The sequence below is a fragment of the Moorena sp. SIO4A5 genome (genome assembly GCF_010672005.1).
Taxonomy (GTDB): domain Bacteria; phylum Cyanobacteriota; class Cyanobacteriia; order Cyanobacteriales; family Coleofasciculaceae; genus Moorena.
This window is the reverse complement of sequence record NZ_JAAHHZ010000003.1, coordinates 193,476-219,296: the sequence shown is the minus strand read 5'-3', so window position 1 is coordinate 219,296 and position 25,821 is coordinate 193,476. Positions and strand designations below refer to the sequence as shown.

General features: G+C 43.4%; 23 protein-coding genes, 2 tRNA genes, 1 pseudogene and 1 other annotated feature. Of the genes and pseudogenes, 15 read left to right on the top strand and 11 right to left on the bottom strand.

The genetic code is table 11. The annotated features are described in order from the left end of the window. Positions 1-88 precede the first annotated feature (88 nt). Positions 89-1,516: an ion transporter gene (locus tag F6K57_RS03260; protein WP_293029474.1), complete on the top strand. Its 1,428-nt coding sequence runs from the start codon at positions 89-91 to the stop codon at positions 1,514-1,516. Positions 1,517-1,652: 136 nt separating this feature from the next. Here the strand turns inward: F6K57_RS03260 and F6K57_RS03255 are convergent, their stop codons facing one another. The 3 genes and pseudogenes from F6K57_RS03255 to F6K57_RS03250 all read right to left on the bottom strand — a co-directional run bounded on the left by F6K57_RS03255 (position 1,653) and on the right by F6K57_RS03250 (position 2,696). Beyond that, the gene (locus tag F6K57_RS03255; RefSeq protein ID WP_293064784.1) at positions 1,653-1,922 is read right to left on the bottom strand and encodes a hypothetical protein; all 270 of its coding nucleotides are present in this window, start codon (positions 1,920-1,922) and stop codon (positions 1,653-1,655) included. 12 nt (positions 1,923-1,934) lie between these two features. Then, positions 1,935-1,985 (bottom strand): annotated as a pseudogene (locus F6K57_RS41855) (hypothetical protein); the annotation flags it as partial. Between the two features lie 468 nt (positions 1,986-2,453). Continuing rightward, positions 2,454-2,696, bottom strand: coding sequence for a hypothetical protein (locus F6K57_RS03250; protein ID WP_293036173.1), 243 nt, complete (start codon positions 2,694-2,696; stop codon positions 2,454-2,456). A gap of 43 nt (positions 2,697-2,739) precedes the next feature. Here F6K57_RS03250 and F6K57_RS03245 point away from each other — a divergent pair, with 43 nt between their 5' ends. The 6 genes from F6K57_RS03245 (at position 2,740) to F6K57_RS03220 (ending at position 6,289) form a co-directional block, all read left to right on the top strand. Continuing rightward, positions 2,740-2,934, top strand: a complete 195-nt coding sequence (locus F6K57_RS03245) for a hypothetical protein (RefSeq protein WP_293064781.1) — start codon at positions 2,740-2,742, stop codon at positions 2,932-2,934. Positions 2,935-2,981: 47 nt separating this feature from the next. Continuing rightward, positions 2,982-3,203, top strand: a complete 222-nt coding sequence (locus tag F6K57_RS03240) for a GTP-binding protein (RefSeq protein ID WP_293029468.1) — start codon at positions 2,982-2,984, stop codon at positions 3,201-3,203. A gap of 19 nt (positions 3,204-3,222) precedes the next feature. After that, entirely contained in the window at positions 3,223-3,879 is a 657-nt protein-coding gene (gene folE / locus F6K57_RS03235) for a GTP cyclohydrolase I FolE (RefSeq protein WP_293064777.1), read from the top strand. A gap of 86 nt (positions 3,880-3,965) precedes the next feature. Next, the gene (locus F6K57_RS03230; protein WP_293064774.1) at positions 3,966-4,718 is read left to right on the top strand and encodes a GTP-binding protein; all 753 of its coding nucleotides are present in this window, start codon (positions 3,966-3,968) and stop codon (positions 4,716-4,718) included. Continuing rightward, positions 4,715-5,530: a metallophosphoesterase family protein gene (locus tag F6K57_RS03225; RefSeq protein ID WP_293064771.1), complete on the top strand. Its 816-nt coding sequence runs from the start codon at positions 4,715-4,717 to the stop codon at positions 5,528-5,530. The genes F6K57_RS03230 and F6K57_RS03225 overlap by 4 nt, the downstream gene beginning before the upstream one ends. 33 nt (positions 5,531-5,563) lie before the next feature. Continuing rightward, positions 5,564-6,289 (top strand): metallophosphoesterase family protein, encoded by a 726-nt coding sequence (locus F6K57_RS03220; protein ID WP_293064769.1) that lies wholly within the window; start codon positions 5,564-5,566, stop codon positions 6,287-6,289. Between the two features lie 182 nt (positions 6,290-6,471). Here the strand turns inward: F6K57_RS03220 and F6K57_RS03215 are convergent, their stop codons facing one another. Further along, complete coding sequence (locus tag F6K57_RS03215; RefSeq protein ID WP_293064767.1) at positions 6,472-7,296, bottom strand: SDR family oxidoreductase; 825 nt, start codon at positions 7,294-7,296, stop codon at positions 6,472-6,474. 331 nt (positions 7,297-7,627) lie between these two features. Between F6K57_RS03215 and F6K57_RS03210 the strand changes: the two genes are divergently transcribed. From F6K57_RS03210 to F6K57_RS03190, 5 genes are all read left to right on the top strand, one after another. Further along, positions 7,628-7,828 (top strand): hypothetical protein, encoded by a 201-nt coding sequence (locus tag F6K57_RS03210; protein WP_070393156.1) that lies wholly within the window; start codon positions 7,628-7,630, stop codon positions 7,826-7,828. A 226-nt stretch (positions 7,829-8,054) separates the two neighbouring features. Further along, positions 8,055-8,120: transfer RNA gene (locus F6K57_RS03205), tRNA-OTHER, on the top strand. Positions 8,121-8,926: 806 nt separating this feature from the next. Further along, positions 8,927-10,360 (top strand): vWA domain-containing protein, encoded by a 1,434-nt coding sequence (locus F6K57_RS03200; protein WP_293064765.1) that lies wholly within the window; start codon positions 8,927-8,929, stop codon positions 10,358-10,360. Between the two features lie 134 nt (positions 10,361-10,494). Beyond that, positions 10,495-10,577: a sequence feature (23S ribosomal RNA rRNA prediction is too short), on the top strand. A 432-nt stretch (positions 10,578-11,009) separates the two neighbouring features. Further along, positions 11,010-11,861, top strand: a complete 852-nt coding sequence (locus F6K57_RS03195; protein WP_364301037.1) for a hypothetical protein — start codon at positions 11,010-11,012, stop codon at positions 11,859-11,861. A gap of 4 nt (positions 11,862-11,865) precedes the next feature. Next, positions 11,866-12,510, top strand: coding sequence for a ThiF family adenylyltransferase (locus tag F6K57_RS03190; RefSeq protein WP_293065033.1), 645 nt, complete (start codon positions 11,866-11,868; stop codon positions 12,508-12,510). 204 nt (positions 12,511-12,714) lie between these two features. Here F6K57_RS03190 and F6K57_RS03185 read toward each other — a convergent pair whose 3' ends face one another. From F6K57_RS03185 to F6K57_RS03175, 3 genes are all read right to left on the bottom strand, one after another. Beyond that, entirely contained in the window at positions 12,715-14,274 is a 1,560-nt protein-coding gene (locus F6K57_RS03185) for a B12-binding domain-containing radical SAM protein (RefSeq protein WP_293064763.1), read from the bottom strand. Between the two features lie 391 nt (positions 14,275-14,665). After that, positions 14,666-15,382 (bottom strand): hypothetical protein, encoded by a 717-nt coding sequence (locus tag F6K57_RS03180; protein ID WP_293064761.1) that lies wholly within the window; start codon positions 15,380-15,382, stop codon positions 14,666-14,668. 318 nt (positions 15,383-15,700) lie between these two features. Continuing rightward, positions 15,701-16,513 carry a hypothetical protein gene (locus tag F6K57_RS03175; RefSeq protein ID WP_293064759.1) on the bottom strand — a complete coding sequence of 271 codons (813 nt, stop codon included), beginning with the start codon at positions 16,511-16,513 and terminating at the stop codon, positions 15,701-15,703. A 621-nt stretch (positions 16,514-17,134) separates the two neighbouring features. On the opposite strand from F6K57_RS03175, the gene F6K57_RS03170 reads away from it, so the two are divergent. The 3 genes from F6K57_RS03170 to F6K57_RS03160 all read left to right on the top strand — a co-directional run bounded on the left by F6K57_RS03170 (position 17,135) and on the right by F6K57_RS03160 (position 20,753). Further along, positions 17,135-18,643: an FHA domain-containing protein gene (locus F6K57_RS03170; protein WP_293064757.1), complete on the top strand. Its 1,509-nt coding sequence runs from the start codon at positions 17,135-17,137 to the stop codon at positions 18,641-18,643. A gap of 285 nt (positions 18,644-18,928) precedes the next feature. Next, entirely contained in the window at positions 18,929-19,744 is an 816-nt protein-coding gene (locus F6K57_RS03165; protein WP_293064755.1) for an SDR family oxidoreductase, read from the top strand. Between the two features lie 544 nt (positions 19,745-20,288). Continuing rightward, positions 20,289-20,753 carry a hypothetical protein gene (locus F6K57_RS03160; RefSeq protein WP_293064753.1) on the top strand — a complete coding sequence of 155 codons (465 nt, stop codon included), beginning with the start codon at positions 20,289-20,291 and terminating at the stop codon, positions 20,751-20,753. A gap of 317 nt (positions 20,754-21,070) precedes the next feature. Here F6K57_RS03160 and gltX read toward each other — a convergent pair whose 3' ends face one another. The 4 genes from gltX to F6K57_RS03140 form a co-directional block, all read right to left on the bottom strand. Beyond that, entirely contained in the window at positions 21,071-22,519 is a 1,449-nt protein-coding gene (gene gltX / locus F6K57_RS03155) for a glutamate--tRNA ligase (protein ID WP_293064751.1), read from the bottom strand. Positions 22,520-22,649: 130 nt separating this feature from the next. Then, positions 22,650-22,723: transfer RNA gene (locus F6K57_RS03150), tRNA-Asp, on the bottom strand. Between the two features lie 286 nt (positions 22,724-23,009). Continuing rightward, positions 23,010-23,273, bottom strand: a complete 264-nt coding sequence (locus tag F6K57_RS03145) for a hypothetical protein (protein WP_293064750.1) — start codon at positions 23,271-23,273, stop codon at positions 23,010-23,012. A 186-nt stretch (positions 23,274-23,459) separates the two neighbouring features. Next, complete coding sequence (locus F6K57_RS03140) at positions 23,460-25,037, bottom strand: TM0106 family RecB-like putative nuclease (RefSeq protein WP_364301027.1); 1,578 nt, start codon at positions 25,035-25,037, stop codon at positions 23,460-23,462. Between the last annotated feature and the right edge of the window lie 784 nt (positions 25,038-25,821).

The following is a 25,821-nucleotide window of genomic DNA, read 5'->3' as shown; positions in this document are numbered from 1 at the left end:
CCGGCTAGGATAAAACCTGTGGAAATTGGACATTAAAAATTCTTAATATTAAATGGAATAAATTCCATTTAATATAGAATACTTTAACTTGTCATCAACCCTCAAATCCCGTCTTGACCAGTTCATTCACGCTCCCCAAACTGAATTCACCCTCATTCTGCTAATTCTACTTTCGGTAGTTCTAGTGGTTTTTGAAGCAAGTCTGGAGGGTGCAAGTTTCATTCATGGAGTGGTCTATGTAAGCGAAGAGCTACTCACGGGTATATTTATCATAGAACTAACGATCCGCTACCTAGTGGCAAGAAACAAACGTCGGTTCTTGCGTCACTACTGGCTGGATATTATTGCTGTGCTGCCTTTGTTACGGGCATTCCGCTTATTGCGAGTGTTACGGATGTTAAGGCTGCTCAGAGTCGGAATTTTGGTAAACCGTAACCTCAACCGCATCTCTTCCTCACTCGCTGCCAGTATTAGTGCTCAGATTGGAGTTTTTCTGATTATCGGCTTAATTACATTAGTCGGTGCTTTAGGGATTTATCTACTGGAGGGAGGACAGAATGAGTCATTTGCTTCCCTAAGAGACTCTTTATGGTGGAGTTTTTTTACCCTAATCTCAGGAGAACCTATTGGTGGTCAACCCCAGACTGATGCTGGACGTCTGATTACCCTCATGGTAGTAATTGGGGGGTTAACCATGTTTGCCGTCTTCACCGGTGTAGTGTCAGCCGTGATGGTGCAACGACTTAGAACAGTCATGGAGGTGAAATACTTGGAACTAGATGAACTGCGCAATCACATTGTTATCTGCGGCTGGAACCGAGGTGGTCACCTACTAATTGAGGAACTCCAGGCAGACTCTGAGCTCAAGCACTATCCAATGGTGGTTGTGGCAGAGTTTACCGACACACCAGAGTCGGAACTCAAGGGAGTTAACCGTTCCCAAATATATTTCTATATTGGTGATTACACGACTATTGATGTCCTCGAAAGTGTGGGGATCTATCATGCCTCACGGGCAATCCTCCTGGCTGATTCTACCCATCCTCGAAGTGACCAAGACCGGGATGCACGGACAGTCCTAGCGGCCTTGACCATTGAAAAACTCCAACCCGGAATCTACACTTGTGCTCAACTCCTTGACCGGAAAAACAATGTCCAACTGCGAGTAGCTGGCGTTGAAGATGTCGTTGTTGTTGATGAACTAGCCAGTCACTTAATTGCTACCTCAGCTCGGAACCTAGGGGCTGTGGACGTGCTGTCAGAGTTGCTAACTGTGCAAGTGGGAAACCAATTCTACAAAATTGTTTTACCACAGAGGTGGGTTGACATTTCGTTCTGGGAAGCTGCTCAGCGGTTGAAAGAGGAGTTTGATACAACTTTGATCGCCATAGAGCGCAATAGCAATGGAGATCGGGAAACCCTAATTAATCCCCCCAAAGATCAAACACTACTGTCTGGGGATCACTTAGTGATTATTGCTCGTAGTTTGCCGAAAATTGGGGTTCCAGTCCGGTGAAGTCTCAACTTTGCGGCAGGTTCTTATGGTGCGATCGCACGTTCGGATCGCCCTAGGGTTCACCATGAGTGGGAATTTTCAAACTAAATAGCCATAATTAATGACCAATGACTAATGTAACAAACTACCCAAAACTTCAGAGCTGCTTCGCTAAACTAACACCTAAAAACCAATTTCCAGGTGCTTGCACATCCTCACTATACAAAAATTGTTCGAAGATTTGTTTGAACTCATCTTTATAAATAGAACTATCAAGATTGAGCTCGAGAGTTTCAAAAGCTTCCTCTATATGAGTTGTATCGATTTGGTAAGCTTGATAAAATAGTCTAAGTTCATCTATCACAATTTTGCCATCTTCATTGCCATCAATGAGCTTGATAAAGGCTTCAGAAAAATCATAATCCAAACGCTTATCGAGGCATTCTAACCATTCACTGAGTTCAATCTGACCATTCCCATTTAAATCAACCTAAGTACAGGACAAAAAATGTAAAGATTGCCGAAAGTCGGCACTGGTTCCGCCGAGTGAGAAGCGAAAAGTTTTGACATTAGTTGTTTACAGAGCATATCGAATTGTGAATAACTGCGACCAAGATATGCCCACCTCCAAAATGCCTAACTTCACCGCAGGCACAATCTTTGTGGTAAAATGAACTCGTACACAGTTGTGTACTAACCAGTAGACATCAAGGGTTCTTTGAAGGTTTTTGCGAGATTAACCCATAGGTGTTGGTTTTACGCCGAAAGGCGCTCGTTACGATGTCCCCCAGAAGCATTGAAATTTGCAACCCCTTTGGTGGACGTCCCGGTCGCCCCGTGCGGATCACCTCATGGCAGATCTCAAACAGCAGGTTGCCATATCGTCGTTCTCCATCGGTTAAGAGATTGAGGCTTCCGGTTTGGTCAATCACCAACGCTCACGACTTTCAACCCCTGCTCAAATAACTGTTGGTCTTTCGGTCCACAGTGCAATTCCCATAGAAATCGACTGCCTCGCTCCATCAAGACCATTGTCCATCCGTGGTGATTCTGAAGCAGGTAGGTTTTTATCTACAATCGTCAACAGCTCATCTCCTTCTATCTCCTGATGAATAAACTGATGGAGCAGGGCATAAAGCATCAGGGTAGGTTTGAGACCCGCTAAACGTCTTTTCCAATCAATTACACTATTTTTTGACACACTGAAGGTTATAGCTGTGGCATTCAGCCCCATATTGACCCTTATGGCTTTAAGAATCACGGATTACCGACTCAGGGGAGTGGTCAGACCCGCCAGTGGCGGCTGCTATGGTCTCGCTGAAATAGATGTCACACTCTCGGCAATGATAAATCGTACGGAAACCATGGTTTTGAGTACTATAGCGGTGGTGAGGGTACACATCCTCACTCCCACATCCAGGACATGGGTAGGAAAATAGTTCGATCATACAACCACCATTGAGGAAAGGCTTCTATTAACTCCAGCATGCCCCTATTTCATGACCTGCAAGGCAAATCTCCTTCACATTCGACGGAACCAGTACCATTACGTCACATTTTCCAACTCTGCGGACAGCGCAGCGAGATCAAGTCCGAACTTTGGTCTACTCCTCCTGTTAATCAGCTAGTCTTTATCGGTTATCATTTAGATACCGATAAACTTCGCCAAAAGTTAAATAACTGCTTGGCTACTTCTGTTACTGTTTAATTTCATCTAATTCAAATTCATGACCTTAGGTAAGTCCGAACCCAACCAGATTGATAAAATTGATCGCAAATTACCAAAACTAAATACCACCCAACAACCTCTCGTTTCTGAAGAAGAGATGCGCCAAGCGGTACGGACTTTACTGTTAGGATTGGGAGAAGACCCAGACCGCGAAGGCTTGAAAGATACTCCTAAAAGAGTGGTCAAAGCCTTGAAATTTCTGACTTCTGGCTATCATCAATCTTTAGACGAACTCCTCAACGGGGCAGTATTTCACGAAAATACCAATGAAATGGTCTTAGTTCGGGACATTGACCTATTTAGCTCCTGCGAACACCATATCTTACCTATTCTCGGTCACGCTCACGTCGCTTATATTCCCGACGGTAAGGTAATCGGACTGTCAAAAATTGCTCGTATTTGTGAAATGTACGGACGACGTTTGCAGGTACAGGAAAGATTAACTGCCCAAATTGCCGATGCCCTTCAAGGATTATTAAAACCAAAAGGGGTGGCGGTAGTAGTGGAAGCAAGCCATATGTGTATGGTAATGCGAGGAGTCCAAAAACCTGGTTCTTGGACTGCCACTAGTGCGGTTAGAGGTGTATTTGCAAATGATCCAAAAACCCGTCAGGAGTTTATGAGTTTAATTCACCACAACCCTTCAATGCATTAATTAATTCGCGTGGCAGCATGAGAGATGGGTATAAAGCTCATCTCTTTTTTTGATACAATGATTATCGTCATAAAAAAAAACTGCTTATGATTATTGCTGTCGCCAGTCCTCCAGGTGGCGGTAAAACCCACTGGATTCGTCAACAAATAGTCCAAAGCAATAAACCTGTAGGTTATTTCAGTCCTCAAACCGATTCCGTACCCATTGATGCAATATATCTCCAAAGTGAATACCCTCAACTAAAACTTTATCAGACAGGGGAAGAAGCGGAATTACACAAAACCATTACTTATCTAGAGATTCCCTGGTATTTGGATTTAGCCGGAATTGAACCTTTACTGCAAACTTTTAACCCCCATCGAGTAGCCATAATCCCCGGCGATACAGATAGTACAGAGTTAAATACTTGGGCGGATGAAGTTATTCCAGGAAATAACATCACTAAGCCAACCACAGCTTTGCAGATTCATCGGGGGGTTTTGACGGGGGAAATTTTAGATTTTGATAGTTTAGCTACTTTTTGGCTGGAACTTACTCAAGGTGCTTACGGTGAGGTAGCTCGGGTAAAAGGACTTTTCGACCTAATGGATGGACAAATTTATTATGGTGACTTCATACTAGGGGAATCCGAATTAGCATTTACACCTTTAAAATTACCCCGTTGGTTAAATGGTAAACCAGATCGTTTTAGTGGTTTTGAAATAGTAGGTAGTAATTTAGATAAAGCTGAAATTGTTCAAACTGTCCAAGATTGCTGTCTTCCCGAATCGGCAATTGATTATTACCAACAACAAGTAAAAGAGTCTTTAGAAAGTGAAGTAGAGGTAGAAGTGGTATGAAAATAGCAGTGATATCTTGTATCCATGGTAATTATGCAGCTTTAGATGCAGTTTTACTGGATATTGACGAACAAAAAGCAGAAAAGATTTATTGTCTGGGGGATTTAGTGGGTTATGGTCCCTATCCTAATGCAGTGGTGGAACAAATTCGTTCTTTAGATATTCCCACTGTACAGGGTTGTTGGGATGAAGATATTGTAGAAGGACTAAATGCTTGTGAATGTAGTTATCCTTCCCTGTTGGCGGAAAAAAGAGGTAAAATCGCCCACGAATGGACAAATAAGCACGTCAATCCCGAAGTTAGGGAATATTTAGCCCAACTACCCCATACCTACAAAGAAGATAATCTCTGTTTCGTACATGGTAGTCCTAATAGCAACCACGAATATTTGTTACCCGAAATGGATGCTTTCACTGCTTTAGAAAGAGTTCTCTCCAGCGATGCAGATATATTATTTTGCGGACATACCCACTTTCCCTATGTCCGCACCCTAGATTCTGGACAATTACAGGTTAAAGTTCGTCAACCCAGTAGAAACGAACAACCAACCATAAGTTTTAATAGTCCCCTGAAGCGAATTATCAATGTCGGTTCGGTAGGCGAACCCCGTCATGGTCGTCCCAATGCTACCTATGTTATCTATGATACGGAAACACAAGCAGTAAACTTGCGGGAAGTGGAGTATGACTATCAAACAACCTGCGCTGCCATCTTAGATGCTGGTTTACCACCGATTTTCGCTTGGCGTTTGGCTAGAGGTTTGGAATTTGCTGAAAAAGCCGACGATCCGACTCATGTGTGTGAGAGGTAAATTAAATTACTTAAATATTTAAATTGAAAATCAATGTGGGCAATTTTAAGCGGAATTGAAGGAAATATCGCAGCTTACGAAGCAGTGTTGGCAGATATCAAACGCCAGCGCTTTAAGGTGGAAGCATTGTATATTCTGGGCGATATCGTAGCAGCTAACCAAGATAGCGAACAAGTAATTAAACGAATTCAGAATCCTTTACCTAGAGAATTAGAACCCCAAGTATGCGTAGGCTGGTGGGAAGAACAATGCTTTACTTTACACGGTTTGGGTTCGACACCAGAACCGACAGAATTAATCGAGCGCTTTGGTAAAGAAACTGCTAAACTTCTTTGGGATTCGGTATCTCGCGAAACCGTACAGTGGTTACGCAACTGTCATTTTGGCTTCTTTGAATTAGATTGTTTGTTAATTCACGGTAGCACTGTTAGCGTCAGCGATGAGTTAACCCCCGAAACCCTACCCTGGAAAATGCTAGACCGCTTGCAAAGAGTCCAGGCAAATTATCTCTTTTGTGGTCGTTCGGGTCAAGTATTTGAATATCAACTACAAGGAGGTTCAGTAAATAGTTCGGTGATGACTTTAGATCGCCAGCAACCCGTGCAAACTATTACTGCACCCAAAAGAAGAGTTGTTGGTGTAGGAAATGTAGGCAAAGAACCAGGAAAGGCTACTTATACGCTTTATAGTCCAAATACCGATGATTTTCTAGAGTTTAAAACAGTTTTTTATGGCAAGAAAAAGGGATATGGTAATTAGTTTCAGGTTGCTAAAGGTATGGCTAAGTGCATGCAACAGGTAGTCAGAGACAACTTTCTGGTAAATGGGTCATCTCATGGCGTTGCTGATTTAGGGGGCTGTAATAAAATCAGATAATCGCGCATTCATTCCTTAATTCAGCAACGCCCAAACGTCGCTGATAATTGCTATAGTAAAAAATATTAGTGCTTAATTGGTGACGGCTTAGCAGCTACCTTGATTTGGAATTTTGAAATCAGCCATGAGAGCAACCAAGGCATGTGACGTTTGATCAGGACAATCAGCTTGGCATAGTTTGTTATTACCTGTTCCCGTTGTCGTCGGGAAATAGCTTTAACAATTTGTTTGGCAGTTTGATCAGCAGAAATCAGAAGCCTGGGGGAAATAGGATCCTGCCAGTCTGAATGCCAAATTCCCTGATTGTCTAGCTGACGAATTTCAGTGGCAACGTATCCTGGACAAATGTGTGTGACCGACACCCCATGGGGAGCCAACTCCTGAGACAACGACTCACACAAAGCCCGGATAGCAAATTTACTCATACTATAAGGAGAATCGCCACTCAAGGCAACGTAACTTTTTACGCTACTAATAATGACCAGTCTTCCTTGAGTTTTCTTGAGGTCATCTAAGGTCGCGTAGATGGTACTCAGTACCCCAAAAACATTGGTTTCCCACAGACGTCGATAGTCATTCACCCTGAGGTTTTCCACATTACCCTTCAAAGACCAGCCAGCATTAGCAACAACGATATCAATTTTGCCGAACTTACTACGGGCAAAGGTTGCCGCTTGATCAAGCTCACCATCCTTCGTCACATCACAGGGGATAGCAAGTACACGTTGACCATTAGGATCAATTTGTGAAGCTATGGCTTCTAATCGTTCTGCTCGCCGAGCTAGGAGTACCACATTGGCTCCTTCACGGGCTAATTCATGAGCAAGAGCTGCTCCAATGCCAGAGGAAGCTCCTGTGATTAGTGCCACTTGATCCTTAAAGTTGCTCATCTATTGCTTGCTGAAAGTTAATTTCAATATTTTGAGCTGGATTGTATTAAATAATAAAATTTTACTGTATAATATTAAATCCTAAGATAAACACTCGCCTAGTTGAGCTTCAATCGGGTCGCGAACAATCTAACGATATCAGCCCCAAGTTACCGTCCCTAGTATAAGGTCTAATGAATTTCCCTGCTTTTAAGGGTTAAATAAGTTAAATATACCATTTATCCCTAAGTCCTAAAAAATTTAGTGCCAAGGACTTGACACATTTGTAATATACATGTAGTATAAAAGTAAGGTTAAAGAGAAAACATCGCGCTACAAGGAGGGATGCCCAATGATTCATGTTCGGTTTGAAGGTCGTTCCTACGACATTGCTGAAGGTCAGCTGGGTATAGCCAAAAGTATGAACGATATTGCTGTTAAACAGCAACTCGCGAAGTACTTTGATGTAGCCCCAGAGCGCTTTACCTCTTATGTCATTGACCGCAGTACCAACCGCAATCTGATTATCAGACCTGAAGCGGTTTATGGTTAAGGTTTATGGTTAAAAGGTGTTAGGTTAAACCTTTTGTCCTGTGCCCTGATCTCAAGAAGCCTACAAAGCTTTTGTTATAGCAGTCGCCAGGGCAGGCGCGGACATGACAAAAGTCTCAAACCTAAGTAAGCGCAAGAGTTTGACTTCTGACTTCTGACTTCTGACTTCTGACTTCTGCTATAACTTGCACAGGAGCAATTGTTCCAAATTTCCCCCCGCGCCCTAACCGCTGAAGCTTACATACTACCGACTACGAATCGGAAGGTTATAGGTTCGAATCCTATCAGCGGCGCTATTTGCCGCTGTAGCTCAAATGGATAGAGCATCATTTTATTAAAAGCTTTACTGACTTGCGCGGGGACCCTAATTCTAGTGGAAATCAGCTGCTATAACCAAACAACTTTAAAATTAACTGAGTCACTTTCGCGCCCTGACCCGGAAAGCTTTCATACTCGCCAAATGGAAAGGCACTTGACTCTAAATCGAGAATATACGGGTTCAAATCCCGTGTGTGATACAACAGCTTTCTGAACTTGCGCGAATTGATTCAATCTTTTATAGCAAAGGGAACAGGGAATAGGGAACAGGGAGTAGGGAGTAGGGAGTAGGAAGTAGGGAGTACGGATTAGGAAACAAAATTATCACAATTCATTCATTTAGGATTCCTAAATTACTAAATCATGACACATCTAATTAGTTATTAATTCTTGTTTTTTATTAGCTTAATATCCCCGATTAATGAGTTAAAGAAGCTAGTATTAGCTACCATTGTTATAATTATTATTGGCCTTATTTATTCTTGACTGGATGTAACTATGTCTGTTAATAATTTATCTTTATCGAGTATTTGAATTTGAGAAGCCGAAACAAGGCTACTAAACTAGTGGATAATATTTACAATATTTAAGGTTGATTTTTAGTAAACCTTCAACCTTAAACCAAACAACCTTCAACCTTAAACCAAACAACCTTCAACCTTAAACCAAACAACCTTCAACCTTAAACCAAACAACCTTCAACCTTAAACCAAACAACCAAACAACCAAGTAACTTATAAATTTATCAAGAAATTACATAGGACCATAGGAGGTGAATCCTATGAAAACTGAAGAGCGTGACCTGCGTTTAGAATTACTAAACAGTTTATTGACTACACCCCATCGTAAGCTGGAGCAAGTAACAGAATTGCACCAACTGATGGTAGAAATTGACCCAATTTTTTATGGTCACTTAGCCGTTTGGTACGAAAATCACGGGGATGTCCGTGACCACAAAGAAGTGTTTTTAGGTCATTTGTTGACTAGCAATTTGACTGAACACCGAGATGCTGGCTTTGTGATGCTGCAAAAATTCCCACCCTACCAGGTGGCACGAGTAGTGGATTTTATGAAGCAGCAGCGCAATAAGGTGCCTCGTTCGGCTCGGACAGCAGTGCGGCGCTACCTTAAAACACGGGAAAAGACTCCAGCATTGTTTGACCGAGCAGCATTGCGGGGTCGAAAGGCGATGAAGCATCTCTATGCTAGTTTACATATTAAGCCTAGCCCTAGAGCAGATGCAGTCTTATTTAAGGATCATCCTCCAGAAGGTTCTTTAGCTTGGATACTCAAGCAGTTAGCGAAAACGGAAACTGCTGCTGAACAGGCGCAATTGATTGTTGAACATAAGATTCCCTACACCATCGCCATTGGTGCTGTGCGCTCTGTCACTCCTACGGTGTTGGTAGCACTAATCAATTCCATGACACCCCAAGAGGTAATTAATAATCTCAAATCCCTCCAAGGGCGGGGTGCGATGGAACACCCACAGGTCAAGGAGTTGATTGAGGCAAAGCTAGAACAGGCACAGACAAGCGATCGCGTTTCTGCGTTCAAGGCACAAGTTGCTGCTGAAGCTGCTCAGTTAGATACTCAAACTCTTGCTAAGTTAGAACAAGTTACCAATCAGCAAGTAAAGCGCAAGGGTACCATTACCAAGCCCACTGCTCTACTAGTGGACAAGTCCGGTTCAATGGACAAAGCCATTGAAGTTGGTAAGCGGCTGGCAGCCCTAATCTCTGGTATTACTGAAGCTGAGCTGTTTGTCTATGCCTTCGATAATATGCCTTACCCAGTTAAGGCTCAAGGAAAAGAGTTGAGTGACTGGGAACGTGCCTTCAGGCACATCAAAGCAGGGGGTGGAACTAGCATTGGTTGTGGTTTAGAAGTAATGCGCTCTCGAAAGCAGGCGGTTGACCAGATTATCTTGGTTACCGATGAAGGTGAAAACACAGCACCTTACTTTGGTAAAGTTTACAAGACCTACTCTCGTGAATTGGGATTGATGCCCAATGTGATTATTGTCCGAGTTGGTTACTCCTACGACTGGGTGGAAACTACACTGAAGCAGCAAGAGGTGCCAGTAGAAACCTTTACCTTTGCTGGAGATTACTATTCTCTACCAAACCTGGTTCCACTGATGACTCGTCCGTCACGGCTAGAGTTACTGATGGAGATTCTGGAGACACCGCTACCGGTGCGAAATGATAAGTAGTCGTGATTAAATGATAAGTAGTCGTGATTATTTGAATAAATTTTAACGACTTGTGTGCCCTAACAGCCAGAGCTTACATACATTAGTACGAGAGGAATAGTACCGTTACTCTAACGTAGCGGGCGTGAAGCGAGGAAGGCGCAAAGAACCCGGAATGTGGGCTTAGAAGTAGCCATCATTTAAAGAGTGTGTAGTAACTCACCGGCGGAGTTCCTTCTAAGTGACGAACGCTTTTGCTCTGGCGACTTGCACATTGCGATGCAGCGCCCCCAAAGGGGGTTTCCCCCATGAGCGACTGCATCAATACAATATGTATACAATAGAGCAGGATCTTGATACTCCCATCGCTAAATCAAGCGATTATAGCGTTCGCGTAGCGGCTCCAAAGGAGCTGGGATTCTTAAGAGTAAAAACTCTTAACGGCTGAACCAAACAGCCTCTAGACTCTCCGATCAAATCATTGAGCTTACTTGTATTTTGGTCTACGCTTCTAGCAGGGGCTTTTCAGCTTGCGCGCAAACCGGCACCTAAAAGGCGCATTAATATTCCTTAATCCTAGCATAGATTATCAAAAAGCGCAACAGATCCAGTCTCCAATTCCCCTCCCGCGCATGAAGCGCGGGTATAACGGTAGTCCCCTTGGAGTTGAATGATGGCAAATATCCTCGACCTCATCAATCAAATTGCTGCAAAGGAAGCGCAACTGAGTGACAATCAATTCCTCGCTCCCTGTGTACGTGGGGGACGGGTAAGAACTCGTGTTGCTGGAATGATTTATACATTTTCCCCTAAGCCTCGTAACTTTGAAGGATGGGGTATTTTTCAGCCAGTCAACGAGAAAGTGGCAACTGTGGTGGAAGAGCCAGATGTGTTTCAACTTGATGAGTATTGGCAACTGCTCCAACCGTTGCGTTTACGACTAGCTTATCAATTGTCGGGAAAGACCTGGCTAGGATATCCGGTGAATGAATCCGATGCTCGTCAGCGCTTTGGCACGGTTAAACCTATTCCTATCCATCTGGTAGAGGGCGGGGTAGCCTTTGAACAAGTGGTAGCTCGTGGGGATGGTAAGGCTTGGTGGTTTCAGCAGCTTGACCGTAAGGGAGATCCTTTACTAGCAGAACAACTTAGAGAGCAGTTAAAGCAAATAACACCACCTGAAGAACTGGATGTAAAGGGGCTGACACCAGAAATGAGAATAGTTTATGACTTGGTAACACAACAGACTAAAGATTTTAAAGGTAAAGCTCTGCATCAACGGGATCACAGAAGGCTGGAACAAGCTTTGGAAATGGGTGGGGGAGCACTGCAACAGTTCCATGACCGGGGAGAATTCTGGCAGGTGCGCTGGAGCACTGCTGACGGTAAACACCACATATCAGCGATATCTAAACAGGATCTGACTGTAATCAGTTCTGGGATTTGTCTGAGTGGACGCGATCGCGATTTTGATTTACAGTCCTTGGTTGGGGTGATTGAGGCACGAGATAATTGGGATTAGGATGATGTCAATTTTTTTCCACGAACAACTCTACCGTACCTCCGAAGTCATGGCCCAGTTACGTGACTACCCCGTGACCGTGTGTGGTGCGGGAGCACTTGGAGCCAATATTACCGAAAATTTAGCTCGTTCAGGGTTTGGAAAGCTAAAGGTGATTGATTGCGATCGCATTGAAGAGCGCAATCTTTCTACCCAACCCTACTACCGCTCTGATATTGGTGCCCATAAAGCCAAAATCCTCGCCCATTCCCTCTACCAAGCGGTTGGGGTAAAATTGGAGGCTAAGGTCAAGGAATTAACCACAGCTAATACCAAACAATTACTGACTAATTCTACTTTAGTCATTGACACCTTTGATAACAGTGTCGCTCGTCAAGCCGTAAAAGATTACTGTGATAATTCCCAAACCCCTTGTCTTCATGTTGGGTTAGCAGAAGACTACAGTGAGATAATTTGGAATGAAAATTATCGAGTACCTTCTCCAGTTAATGATGATGTTTGTGATTATCCATTAGCTCGGAATTTAGTGCTGATGACTACAGCAGTTGCTACTGAAGTCATCATTGAATTTATTAGCACAACCAAAAAACTAGATTTCACCTTCACCTTGAGAGATTTAACTATCAAGGCCATAGATCGCAGTTCTTAATTGGGTGATGGACTTTCATTCTAGGGAGTAGGGAGTAGGGAGTAGGGAGTAGAGGGAGTAGAGGGAGTAGAGGGAGAGGGTTTTAGCACTGCATCGCTTAAAACCCTCTTTGCTATTGCCTATTGCCTATTGCCTCTTGCCTTTTGCCTCTTGCCTCTTGCCTTAAAAGGATAAGTAATATCCATAAAATGTTGCTGAGAATTGCTATATCTCTATTAATTCTTTATCCATCAATTTAGGATTAGTATCAACTAACTGTCTTTCAATTTCATCCCGGACAATTTGACGATATTCAAGAAAGTGTTCGTTGTGAGCGCATAGAGTAAGGTAATGTTCCCACACACCTGGATTATGCCTGAAAATACCAAATAAATGATGCCAGAATTTCCAGCGAGTACTGCGCTTAAACCCTTGCCGCCAAACTACAGTCGCCAGAGCTTTCAAATCTACCAAATCCGGCATTTTGAATGGGGCTTTGCATTTAGGGGGGCCAAGCTTTAAAAAACATTGATAGGCACGGTCTATATACCGTTCAGGTTCGTATAGCGTCCAGAATGCTTCGATGTATTCTTGAGCAATCTCCTCAATGGGACGAGTAGGAACAAAGTTCATTAGGGTGGTTTGATTGATATCTTTTTTAGTGTTATCTCGCAAACGCCCTTCTTTTTCTAAACGATTCCACAGAGCAGTATTGGGTAAAGCCTGTAACATACCAAACATGGCTGTAGGGATAGCAGCCTGTTCAACAAAACTAATAATACGGGAACCGGCTCCTTGTTTCTCTCCATCAAAACCAATAATAAACCCTGCCATTGGTCGCAATCCCGCACGAATTATTTTGTCTACACCATCCGTTAGAGAGCTGCGAGTGTTTTGGAATTTCTTAGTTAGTTTAAGGCTTTCTTCGTCTGGTGTTTCAATCCCTAAAAATACAGCATCAAAGTTAGACTCCACCATCAAGTCCATCAATTCGGAATCCGCAGCTAGGTCTACAGATGCTTCAGTATTAAATCGGAAGGGATACTGATGCTCTTTCTGCCATACTTTTAGCTCTTTCAGAAGTAGTTTAACGTTACGCTTATTCCCAATAAAGTTGTCATCCACCATAAAGATACCACGCCGCCAGCCTAATTCATAGAGATAATCCAATTCCTTGAGAAGCTGGGCTGGTTCCTTTGTTCTAGATTTGCGGCCATAGAGAACAATGATGTCACAGAACTCGCACTGAAAAGGACATCCCCGCGAAAACTGTACTGACATTGAATCATAGGCATCAAGCTCTAACAAATCATAGCGGGGAATCGGGGTTTGAGTGACATCGGGTTTCTCTGTAGTGCGAAACGTTCCACTAGTTTCCCCTCGCTTTAAAGCTTCTACAAACATAGGTAGGGTGATTTCTCCTTCATCTAGGATTAGAAAATCCACCCCTGCCTTCTTTGCTTCTTCGGGTAAAGAGGTAGGATAAGGTCCCCCAAATGCCACTAATTTACCACGTCGTTTGGCTTCCTTAATTTGGTTTAGGGCATCGGTTTTTTGGACAATCATCGCTGAGATTATCACCAGATCTGCCCATTCAAATTCTGCTTCGGTTACGTCTCGGATATTGCGGTCAACAAGTTTAAATTCCCAGTCTTGAGGTAATAATGCAGCAACAGTAATTAGACCTAAGGGTGGCAATAAAACTTTGCGATTAACTAATTCAAGGATTTTGTCATAAGACCAAAAGGTTTTCGGAAATAGCGGATACAGTAATAAAACTCGCATTTAGAGAAATCCTCACACACGTGGCCATAGAGCCTATAGCGATCTTACATCTTAATTAAGTAAGCTATCAGCTTATGCGCTACGCGCACGCTACGCGAACAGCCATCAGCTATCAGCTTATGGGTTAGGTCACAGCGTCGTTCGCACAGCGTGGCCATTCGCGTAGCGTGGCCTAAAGGCCAAGGCCAAAGCCTGTGCCACGCTACTTGAGGTGCTTTTGAATAAAATGACCATGATAGTTGACCACTGACTACTGACTGCTGACTGCTGACCGCTGACCTAGGGTTTTAATGACGGCTCCAATTATTCACTACACCCCAAACCCAGTGCCAAGCTCTGGCTCCACACCCTTACGAGCTAAAAAGGCTGCTTGTTACCCCCTGAGGCTTAATTACTGACTCTGGTTAGTCTCCTGGTAACTCAGCCAAGAAAGTTTTACGATTCCCAAATTCCGCAATAAATTGCTCCTGCGGTTCTGCTCAGAGTTTTTCCCGTCAGAGGGGTTCTGATCAAAGCGGTTGATGTATGTGAGGATGCGATCGCATTCTGTGGTGCTAACTATACTACAACCCTGGCTCAGTAAATCATCCACTGAAGTAAATCTACCCTTAGGAGTATACCAACTTGACCCCAATTTGGCAGTCTGACCGTTGGGATAATTCCAAGATGACCCCAATTTGGCAGTCTGACCGTTGGGATAATTCCAAGATGACCCCAATTTCGCTGTTTCCCCATTTGGCCAGTTTAAAAAAGAGCTCTGACCTTGCCTAGGAAGTTTACAGGGAACTTGCCGTAAACTTTTAATCGTACCTACAAAATTTCTTCCCTCTTCTGTCATGCTGGCTAGTTCTGCCATTACAGTTAGGTTGAAGCAATCTTCAGAAGAATTTAGTCGTGACTCAATACTTGATGAAGGTAAGTTACTATTTCCACAGTACTTAGATTCTAGGGTAGCTAGATTATCCCTATCTAAGTTTTCGCGAATCGCCAAGCGACGGACAGCACGAATCTCCCTACATTGATTAGATTCAGCAGATACGTTATTAGTTCCTAAGCCAATAGTGCATAAGGTTAAGAGTGATAATAACACTCGAATCGGATATTTCATGGAGATGAATCTTCCTGAACACATCAATAGTCTGAACAGCCAAGATTATCAAAGACCCTGACTTCTCACTGGCTAGTAGAGACGTTGGATGATATCAAAAGTTTCACCATTGAAATAATCTTGGTCGCGATTCAATTTTAAGGATTGAGCTGTCAGTTATTAGCTATCAAAAGTTATGTTTAGGGACTTATAGCAGTTCTCAATAAATCTAGTCTAGGGTTTTAAGTAGGTGGGCTTAATTATTCAGTAAACCCTACACCCAGTGGCTAGGAACTCAAACCCTTAGGAGCTAAAAAGCTGCTTGTTACCCCCTGAGGCTTAATCAGCTACTCTAGTCAGCCTGTCAAGAATTTGCATGATTGACAAATCCCGCAAGAAATTGTCTCTGGTCTCGGTTTCATAGCGGTTCTGGTCATAGCGGTTCCGGTTATAGCTGTTCCGGTCAGAGCGGTTGATGTGTGTGAGGATGCGATCGCATTCTGTGGTGCCAACTATACTACAACCCTGGCTCAGTAAACTATCCACTGAAGTAGTCTTACCCTTAGGGCTATACCAACGTGACCCCAATTGGGCAGTCTGACCGTTAGGATACTTCCACGAACCTGATGACCCGAATTTGGCAGTCTTTCCGTTGGGATACTTCAATTGTGACCCGACTTTAGCAGTCGTTCCGTTAGTATACTTCCATTTTGACCCGAATTTGGCAGTCGTTCCGTTGGGATACTTCCATTTTGACCCTGATTTGGCAGTTTCCCCATTTGGCCACTCTAACGAAGACCTCTGACCTTGGCTAGGACCATTGCATATAACTTGCTGTAAACTTTCAATCGTACCCAAAAAGCTTCTTCCCTCTTGTGTCATGCTGGCTAGTTTTGCCATGGCGGTCAGGTCGAAGCAATCTTGAGAGGAATTTCGTGGTGACTGAATACTTGATGAACGTCGGTTACTCTGTCCACAGTACTTATATTCTAGGGTAGCTAGATTATCCCTATCTAAGTTTTCGCGAATCGCCAAGCGACGTACAGCACGAATCTCCCTACATTGATTAGATTCAGCAGATACGTTATTAGTCCCTAAGCTAATAGTACATAGGGTTAAGAGTGATAATAACACTCGAATCGGATATTTCATGGAGATCAATCTTCCTGAACACATCAATAGTATGAACAGCCAAGATTATCAAAGACCCTGACTTCTCACTGGCTAGTAGAGACGTTGGATGATATCAAAAGTTTCAGGGTTGAAATAATCTTGGTAGCGATTCTAAGGTATAGCAGTCGCTAGGGTAGTTAGGAGATGACAAAAGTCTCAAACCTAAGTAAGCGCAAGAGTTTGACTTCTGACTTCTGACTTCTGACTTCTGACTTCTGACTTCTGACTTCTGCTATAAGCATGGAGCTCTCAGAAAATGCTGTTGCATAAAAAATTACCAAAAGGCTGAGAAGTATATAGCCATGTGTCCAACACTGAACTTTTGCGAGAGGTCAAGGGTACTAAGTATGATGCTAGTATCAAGTGTTAATTCAAATGTTAGGTGCGCTCTTACCATTAAGAATTAAATTCGCCACGGGTCGCAGCTGAAGTTAGCACACATCATCCTCTCATAGTTCATTACCAGGACTTATGCCAAATTGGTTACAAATGCAAATGCACTTATATAGTATGGTGTGTTATCAACGCACCCTAGCGGCAGAGTTTATGGGTAAGTCCTGAGTAATTGACACAATTGACCGATTATTGCGGTAATCTGGAGTGACACGAAACATGCTGAAAACTATACTTATCAACTCTCAAACCAACGAGTTACAGGAAAAAACCCTGAAACCGGAAATTGGGATTCAAGGTGAGTATCTGATTGGTCGTCACCCGAGTTGTGACCTAGTTCTGGATAGTCCTGTAGTGAGTCGTGTACATGCCAGAATCCTATGCCAAGGGGGACAGTATTACTTTGCTGACCTTGGTAGCACCGATGGCTCTCGGATCAATAATGAGGAGATGGATGTTAACCAGAACTGGCTCCTGAGGGAAGAGGATATTATCCGCATCGGTGACTTTGTGCTGCTGGTCAAAACACTACAGCAGTATGATTATAAGCAGCAACAAAACCTAGTGGTAGATGGCAATAGCACTGGGATGAAGCGGTGGACTAAGGGTGAGATTACTGTCCGCTGTGTGCAGATCATTGATCAAACCCATGATGTCAAGACCTTTCGCTTTGTGGCGGATCCGCCAATGTTGTTCAGCTACAAGCCAGGTCAGTTTGTCACTCTGGATTTGGAGATTGATGGCAAGCCAGTGAAGCGTTCCTACTCCATCTCTTCGGCCCCCTCACGTCCTTATACTTTGGAAATTACCGTCAAGCGAGTGCCAGCACCAGCCGATGCTCCTGATGTACCAGCCGGTTTGGTGTCTAACTGGTTGCACGACAACATCAAAGTTGGGTCCGAGGTGAGATTAAATGGCCCAATGGGGAAATTTACCTGTGCTGACCATTCTGCTAATAAACTGCTGTTCATTTCAGCAGGTAGCGGGATTACTCCGATGATGTCGATGTCTGAGTGGCTTTGTGATATTGGGGCTGATGTGGATGTGGTCTTTGTTCACAGCGCTCGTAGCCTAAAAGATATCATCTTTCGTCAGAAATTAGAGTTGATGGCGGCTTTGCACCCCAACTTTAAGCCAGCTATTACCACCACTCGTCCAGAACTTGACCAAGCTTGGTGGGGTTATACCGGAAGACTTAATCAAGCCATGGTGCAACAGATGGCTCCTGATTTTCGCGATCGCATTATTTATGTCTGTGGTCCGAATCCCTTTATGGCAGGGGTGAAAGCCATGCTAGCCGGTCTAGACTTCCCGATGGAGAACTACTATGAAGAGAGTTTTGGTGGCAAAAAGTTGTCAAAAAAGACAGCAACAGCAACAACAACTCCTACACCAGTCACAGCCGAAGCTCGTCCTAAACTACATTTAGTGAAATCACCATCAACCTGTTCAGAACCAACTGTAGTCTTTGCTAAGTCTGGGAAAGAAGTCACCTGTGATGCAGAGGATGTGATCCTAGATGTGGCGGAACAAGAAGGGGTGGCATTACCGAGCGGTTGCCGCATGGGAGCCTGTGGTGCTTGTAAGCAAAAGCTTCTAAAAGGGAAAGTCGAGTATGACGAGGAACCTGATGCTCTCCAAGAGGATGAACGGAACGAAGGTATGATTTTGACTTGTGTGGCTCATCCTGTAGGACAAGTGGTAGTTAGCGCATGAGCTATAGCAGTTCTCAATTGCTGTGAGGTACTTTCGTTCTAGGTTTTAGGGAGTCGGGAGTCGGGAGTCGGGAGTCGGGAGTACCTTATACATTATCTGTTTTTTTACAACAGTCATCTTTTCCCTTTTTGTTACATAAGGTTAATTCTTTATTGGCGCACTTTGCATGTAGTTTGGCGCAACTTGCTAGTGAAATTTACCGTTTCCTTAGTATAAGATCAAACTGAATCGACATTCAAGCGTGAATTGTCGTCGTCAAATCACAAAAATTAGTTTGAAGCCAAAATGAGTAAGACAATTTTAATCACAGGAGCAAGCAGCGGTATTGGAAAAGCAACTGCAAAATTGTTCCAGGAAAAGGGTTGGAACGTGGTTGCGACCATGAGAACTCCAGAAAAGGAAACAGAACTAACCACCCTTGATAATGTGTTGGTGACAAGACTAGATGTTTTAGACCAAGATTCAATTACAAAAGCCGTTGAGTTAGGCATTGAAAAATTCGGCAAAATAGATGTTTTGGTAAATAATGCTGGTTATGGTGCTTTTGGTACTTTAGAAGCAACCCCCAGGGAAAAGATAACAAGACAATTTGATGTTAATGTTATTGGGCTTTTAGATGTAACCAAAGCAATCCTACCCCATTTTATACAAAATAAAGATGGTATTTTAATTAATATTTCATCGATTGGTGGCAAAAGGAGTTTTCCATTATTTTCATTATATAACGGGACTAAATTTGCTGTTGAGGGGATTTCCGAAGGTCTGAGTTTTGAAATGGAAGCAATTGGCTGCAAAGTGAAAATTGTTGAACCAGGAGTGATTAAAACCGATTTTGCTGGTCGTTCCTTTGACTTTAACAACGATGAAAGCCTAACTGAGTATCAAGAATTAATTGGTAAGGTGTTCAAATCTATGGAATCTTTACTTGAGAATGCCTCCGAGTCTAGCGTTGTCGCTAACGTGATTTATGAAGCAGCAACAGATGGCACTGATAAATTGCGATATACTGCTGGCGAAGATGCCAGGATGATGGTGGCTAATCGAAAAGAATTGGATGATAAGACGTTTATCCAAGGTATTAAAGAGCAATTTGGCATCTAGTTCAAATAGATGGTTTATCCTGAAAAATTTACGAAATAGTCTGTAATGGCCTTGCTTAATAATAGAAGGGTTAAGCAAAAAAGTGATTTCAGTAATTTCTTCAGTAAAACATACATCTTCTAAGCGTGAACTAATTGTTTTTACCCAAACTATAGGGAATACAGAGAATGTTTAAAGGTATTTGATTAGTTGTCTCTAGCTATGATAAATAACGGCCTCTAATCCCCTAACCACAATCAATTCAGCGGGTGCATCTCATTTTTGCTGTTTGACACCGTGGTGCGTTACGGGCAGCAACATAACCAAAGGCTAGAGGCGGAAAATGAGGCCCCCCTAACGCACCCTACCCAACTTTTTTACAAATATGAGATGCACCCAATTCAGCCGTTTATTCTCACCGCCACTTTTTTTGGTGCAAGATCTGAGTTTTACCCAATTAGTATAACAGTAGCGCTAGATACACATAAGTTTTCCTGTGCTGCAACTAAGGCAAACGGTTGTGATAAAATCATATTGGCTTAATAAAAAAAAAAGGAAGTATTTGATGAAACGTCTTTTTTCCTTGCTGCTGTCAGGAATCCTGATGGTCTCTAGCACGCTATTGTTGGGTATCGCCGTCGCTGAGGGCGTTGCCCCCGGTCAAGCACAAGCACTGGTTGAAGAAAGTCAGACTGAAGAAAGTCTGGCTCAGTGTTTTTACAGTCGAGTGAGTAAGGGTAAAGATGTGAAAGAATGTGACTCGGCTTTAGAAAAAAAGCGGAACAAACTCAAATCTGTTGAATGTCAAAAATCTGTTGAATGTCAAAAATCTGTTGAATTTCAAAAAGCTCGCTGTTCTAAACTCCAAAAGATGGTGGAAACAAACAAGCCTGAATATCTGAGGCTTTATGACGTGAGGGATTGCAATTTATTGATAGAAGACAGTCCGTTTTGGACTAGTATTTACTATGGCGATGATGACTCTCCTTGTCAATACGATTCGCTTTATAATGAGTACGTCTGCGAATAATTGTTCGTCCGATCGCACTACTGTCTGTGTATCAGATAAAACCTAATTTGTGGGCAGATTATCTCAGTCAAGAGCTTAAATATATCTCGTTAAATCTAAAATTAATTTAGCTTTTTAATTCATTAGATTTTTCGACCTCAGAGTTAGAATAAGTTTGGCTTACTCCCTTGAAAGTTTTCATGGAACAGCCAAAATTTATTAGTGGGTTGTCGGGAACTTTGGACAAGGTAACTTCGGCTCAGGGTAAAAGAATTGACCCAAACAGGATCAGAAACGGGTTACCAATCGGTAACCCATCAGTTACCTATCGGTTGGGATCATGCCACCTTCAGCAATGACTCCTTCAAGCGAGTTTGGTCAAACCCGCGCTGATGAAGCAGTACCCAGGATTCAATCAAATCAGGACCATTGACATCCCCAGTTAGTGCAGCACGAAGCGATCGCATAACCAATCCTTTCTTGACCTTTTGCGCTTTTGTGACTTGGTTAATAATCTGCTTAGCTTCCTCTGGACTCAGCTGTTGGTAATTACCGAGTTGCTCAAGAATAGCTTGCACCACCTCACTAGCACCAGCTTTTTTGAGCTGCTCTACTGCCTGCTCAGTGTACTCAACCGACTCAGTAAAGAACATCCGAGTCATATCTACTGCTTCTGGCAAGCGAGTCAAACTTGGCCCAATCATAGCAGTCAACTGTTCCAGCCAAGGGCGATTTTCCACAGGATCACAGTTGTGCCCAGCACTTTCCCAGTAGGGAATCAGCAAGTCCACTAACTCAGATGCACTCATCTGGTGGATATATTGACTATTAATCCAATCCAGCTTAGCCCAGTCAAACTTTGCCCCAGCTGGGTTCACCCGTTCAAAACCGAACTTTTGAGCGGCTTGAGCCAAAGTAAAGATTTCCTGAGTAGAGTCAGGGGGAGACCATCCCAGCAATGTCATATAATTAACCATCGCCTCAGGGGTAAAGCCCATGGCTTTGAAGTCAAAAATAGAGGTTACACCATCGCGCTTGGATAGCTTCCGTCCCTCATGGTTAAGAATCAGAGGTGTATGGGAAAATTCTGGCACTACACTCCCTAGGGCTTCATAGAGCAAAATCTGTTTAGCAGTATTAGCAATATGGTCTTCACCGCGAATGACATGGGTAATATGCATATCAATGTCATCCACCACCACAGCTAGGTTGTAGAGAGGCTGACCGATACCATTATCTTGAGATGCCCTAGCAATGACCATATCACCTCCAAGGTCACTGCCTTTCCAGGTGACTTTACCTCGGACGAGATCATTCCAAACAATCTCCCGGTCATTATCAATCATAAAGCGGATCACCGGCTTGCGCCCTTCCGCCTCAAATGCTGCTTGTTGTTCTGGTGTCAAATTGCGATGGCGATTGTCATAGCGGGGTGCTTCTTTTCTAGCCTTTTGAGCTTCCCGCAGTTGTTCTAGTTCCTCAGCTGTGGTGTAGCAGCGATAAGCCAATCCCTGGTCTAAGAGTTGTTGAATAGCAGCACTATAAAGGTCAAGACGTTGGGATTGGAAAAATGGTCCTTCGTCCCACTCCAGTCCCAGCCAACTTAAACCATCGAGGATGTTTTGGGTATATTCCTCTCGCGATCGCGTTTGATCGGTGTCTTCAATGCGCAGAATAAACTTACCGCTGTGGCGACGGGCAAATAGCCAGTTAAATACAGCGGTTCTAGCGGTACCAATGTGTAAATTTCCGGTTGGACTTGGGGCAATACGGACTCTAACTGTCACAGCTGATTGCTAAGAACCTAATTACTATTGTCTTTTCGTCTCTATTGTACCTGCAACAATCAACTACCCTAACTAGATCATCTTTAGGATCATCTTTATGAGCAGTCGATAGTATCCTACATTTTTTCTACGGGACTGACGGGGCTCGAACCCGCAACTTCCGCCGTGACAGGGCGGTGCTCTAACCAATTGAACTACAGTCCCAATCTCCGAGCCATTTACTATTATTATGTATGACTGGTGTATTTGTCAAGGCTTTTTTTTAAAAAAACCGAAAAATACTTTGAGCAGTCACCTTAGACCTCTGAGCTCTCAGCCGATTTGCCTTGAGCTTACCCTCGACCAATGACCGAAGGCTCAGTTTATGGCTGGAACCAGTATAACCTATCCCAGCGCTAACGCAATAGGGTGGGCTAATCACGCACCCTAGGGCTCACTATTTTTTTTTTCAAGACCAAAAACCTTATTTACTGCTATTGCTATGGCAGAATCACCGTTCTGTGTTGGTATTGGAGACTTTTGAGATTAAGATTGCCTCTGAAGCTGTTCTGCTGAATGGATAAAATCGTTCCAGGCTAAGAATTAATAGGAGCATCAAAACCTGTACTGGCCAAGGTGCCATAGCAAAACCAAATATTAGACAGACAATGGTACTGCCTACTCCCAATAGGCGAGGGATTTCGTGAGAGACTCTCAACGATATCAAGATGCTCCCTAGGGCAGTTACCAGAAGAATTAGAAAAAGTGGAAGCATATTAATCACCTCTTATAAAAGAAATTCTAGACCTCTAAATTCCAGACCTCTAAAAATTCTAGAGAGGGCTCCCCTCCATCCAATGATGGCGAAAGCCCCCTTTAGATTTAATTTAGCATCTAGCTATACATTGTGTGTGTAAGCTAGAGCACAAAAGCTAATAACTTAAAAAATCGTTGCATAACTTCATGCTAAGTTTTGAAAGTTAATAGTGTTGGGCAAAGTGTTGGGCAAAGTGTTGGGCAAAGTGTTGGACAAAAAGTTGACTAGCCACTGCTTGAGGTGATATGTAGCGCGGCAGTCATCTTCATTGTAGCGCTGGATAATTTCGAGAATAGAGTGATTGCCTGTTTTTAACCACTGGTCATACAAACACACACATTCGGAGCCAGTCATATCCGGATCGCGCCACTCAAACCCCAACCATCTAGCCAGATTTTTCAGAGAATAACTCTCCACTGGCATGGTCACAGTATCAATAACTATTTGATGAACATCCACGAAACGATCTAGCAGGGGTCTAACTATATGTCGTGGAGTTTGGTAAAGGGTTGCTAAGCGCTTGACCGTATCAACTTCATACTTGGAAAAATGGAAGATTGGGGCATCTGGATAACGCTCAACTAAGTCTAGAAATTGTAGCCAGATGAATCCTTCTTGCCAAGAATGTTCTGCGAATAGGTTATGGAAGGTCTCAGTTTCAGTGCGTCGATCAATCACCAACACCCCTAGCAAATACTCCAGGGGCAAATCAGGCTGTGCTTCAATATCAAAATAAAGCTCAACAGATGCTGTTGGTAAAGAGTTTTGATTCGGGAGGTCTGCCGAGATTTTGGCATTACCATTCCCTCGCTCTAGTTGTTGGTATTCAAGTATACTAAAGTAGTGTTTGGGATAGAGCAGCACCCGGTTTTGTACCTGAGATTGGGCTTGCTGCACCAGCTGGAAAGCTACTAAGCTACCAAAGCTTGGCTCTAATTCACTAATTGTGGACGTGGCTAAGGATTCGATTGTGGTTACTCCCAAAGCCTTCAAATCCCGATAGCGGCTGGGTGTTACTCCAGGCAATAGGGAAATGTGCTCTACAGATTTAGCGATCGCATAACAACTGTGATACCAACAGCAAAGACTACACCGCTGACGGGAAATGAACACCTCTGGTTCTTGTCGCTGCAATAGAGTCTCAATACATTCCGATAGCAGTTGTTCCATCAGTGGTACCCATCGTTCTATTACCACGGTGTAGGACTTTTGGTTACGCAAAATTAATGAGGCAGTGGTCGGCCACTGTCCTTGTACTGCTGCTAACAGCTGAGCACGAAAAGCGGTAAGGATTTTATACTCTGGCTTGGGCCGTTTGCTGAGCTTAATGGTGGTGGGAACATAGATCCAATCACCAAAATTAGAACGTCCCGGCTGTTTGACCAGCAAATCAGGAAAACATAGCAATGTCACCCCGTCACCAGTTGGCATCAACAGTACCCCTCCAGAAATGTACTCTGTCCCTTGTTGCATTAGTTTCAAGGTGGCCTGTGCAGCAGCGTGCCAATCTGTTCTGGGGTAGCGGGGTGAGTGGTGGGGCACAGTAGCCAGAATCTGTTGTTTATGGTCTCGGCTTTTCTGTTGCAGTTTCAGCCGAAAATCTGAGGGTGGGTCTTGCTCTGTGGGATCTCCATAAATGTCCAAAAAAGCCCGACGCCGACAGCGTTTGTAATCTAAAAGTAATGCGTCCGTCAGCAGCATAATTATAGTTTCAGGTGACATACTCCCACACTCACCTTGTCAGGTTGATTGTGGGCTTCTTACCAACACCAGCCATCGCTATCGGGCTTTGCCCGACGCTACGCGAACGGTTACTCGGTAAGCTTTATTAACGATACGGGATGCCCCTCCGCACCGGAACAATTAAAAAAAGTTCTTTTTTTTACTTAGCAGGTGGCGGTTAGCTCTTAATTTGTTTTCCCTACTATTTATAGTATAACGTTTTTCAGGCTGTTTATCAGAGTTCCTGTCCGCGATTCATCCCTGGAGACGAAACCTTAGGATAGTGGAGCCTTAATCAAAAAGTTTTAACCCTTTTCGCATAACCGACTAACCATAAAGGCGACCCTATCCTTACGGTAACTTTAAACACTCATGGCGTAGCATTGAGGTGTGGGGCATAAGAGCGGAGGAAGCTAACCCCTCATGGCTAGTGATACTCGCCGCTCCGGTAAGATGTCACCAGCCATGCAGGATGAATCAATCCGGTCAACCCGGATTGATTGATCAATCCAGGGTTTATCCCGCTTTTATTAATTTATGTAAATTTACCGAAACATTGACTGAGCAACCAGGGATTACTTAACAATTATTTACATAAAGGCTTGATTTAATTTTACCGAATCCCACCGCCCAAAAGTCTAGTAATCACGGGCTTTGGCTTTCTAATCAAGGGGAATCAAAGCAAGACTGGCAACGGAATCGACTCTGGCAAAAAAAACTAATTATGACACCGCGCTGGTAAAATCTTTATAAAAGATTAAATCTTTAAGAGATCACTGTAAGA

What these genes read in the sequence shown, in the direction of transcription:
- F6K57_RS03245 (WP_293064781.1), top strand. Translation starts at nt 2,740, where the DNA reads ATGGCTTTAAGAATCACGGATTACCGACTCAGGGGAGTGGTCAGACCC.
- F6K57_RS03240 (WP_293029468.1), top strand. Translation starts at nt 2,982, where the DNA reads ATGCCCCTATTTCATGACCTGCAAGGCAAATCTCCTTCACATTCGACG.
- folE (WP_293064777.1), top strand. Translation starts at nt 3,223, where the DNA reads ATGACCTTAGGTAAGTCCGAACCCAACCAGATTGATAAAATTGATCGC.
- F6K57_RS03230 (WP_293064774.1), top strand. Translation starts at nt 3,966, where the DNA reads ATGATTATTGCTGTCGCCAGTCCTCCAGGTGGCGGTAAAACCCACTGG.
- F6K57_RS03225 (WP_293064771.1), top strand. Translation starts at nt 4,715, where the DNA reads ATGAAAATAGCAGTGATATCTTGTATCCATGGTAATTATGCAGCTTTA.
- F6K57_RS03220 (WP_293064769.1), top strand. Translation starts at nt 5,564, where the DNA reads ATGTGGGCAATTTTAAGCGGAATTGAAGGAAATATCGCAGCTTACGAA.
- F6K57_RS03215 (WP_293064767.1), bottom strand. Translation starts at nt 7,296, where the DNA reads ATGAGCAACTTTAAGGATCAAGTGGCACTAATCACAGGAGCTTCCTCT.
- F6K57_RS03210 (WP_070393156.1), top strand. Translation starts at nt 7,628, where the DNA reads ATGATTCATGTTCGGTTTGAAGGTCGTTCCTACGACATTGCTGAAGGT.
- F6K57_RS03200 (WP_293064765.1), top strand. Translation starts at nt 8,927, where the DNA reads ATGAAAACTGAAGAGCGTGACCTGCGTTTAGAATTACTAAACAGTTTA.
- F6K57_RS03195 (WP_364301037.1), top strand. Translation starts at nt 11,010, where the DNA reads ATGATGGCAAATATCCTCGACCTCATCAATCAAATTGCTGCAAAGGAA.
- F6K57_RS03190 (WP_293065033.1), top strand. Translation starts at nt 11,866, where the DNA reads ATGTCAATTTTTTTCCACGAACAACTCTACCGTACCTCCGAAGTCATG.
- F6K57_RS03185 (WP_293064763.1), bottom strand. Translation starts at nt 14,274, where the DNA reads ATGCGAGTTTTATTACTGTATCCGCTATTTCCGAAAACCTTTTGGTCT.
- F6K57_RS03180 (WP_293064761.1), bottom strand. Translation starts at nt 15,382, where the DNA reads ATGAAATATCCGATTCGAGTGTTATTATCACTCTTAACCTTATGCACT.
- F6K57_RS03175 (WP_293064759.1), bottom strand. Translation starts at nt 16,513, where the DNA reads ATGAAATATCCGATTCGAGTGTTATTATCACTCTTAACCCTATGTACT.
- F6K57_RS03165 (WP_293064755.1), top strand. Translation starts at nt 18,929, where the DNA reads ATGAGTAAGACAATTTTAATCACAGGAGCAAGCAGCGGTATTGGAAAA.
- F6K57_RS03160 (WP_293064753.1), top strand. Translation starts at nt 20,289, where the DNA reads ATGAAACGTCTTTTTTCCTTGCTGCTGTCAGGAATCCTGATGGTCTCT.
- F6K57_RS03145 (WP_293064750.1), bottom strand. Translation starts at nt 23,273, where the DNA reads ATGCTTCCACTTTTTCTAATTCTTCTGGTAACTGCCCTAGGGAGCATC.
- F6K57_RS03140 (WP_364301027.1), bottom strand. Translation starts at nt 25,037, where the DNA reads ATGTCACCTGAAACTATAATTATGCTGCTGACGGACGCATTACTTTTA.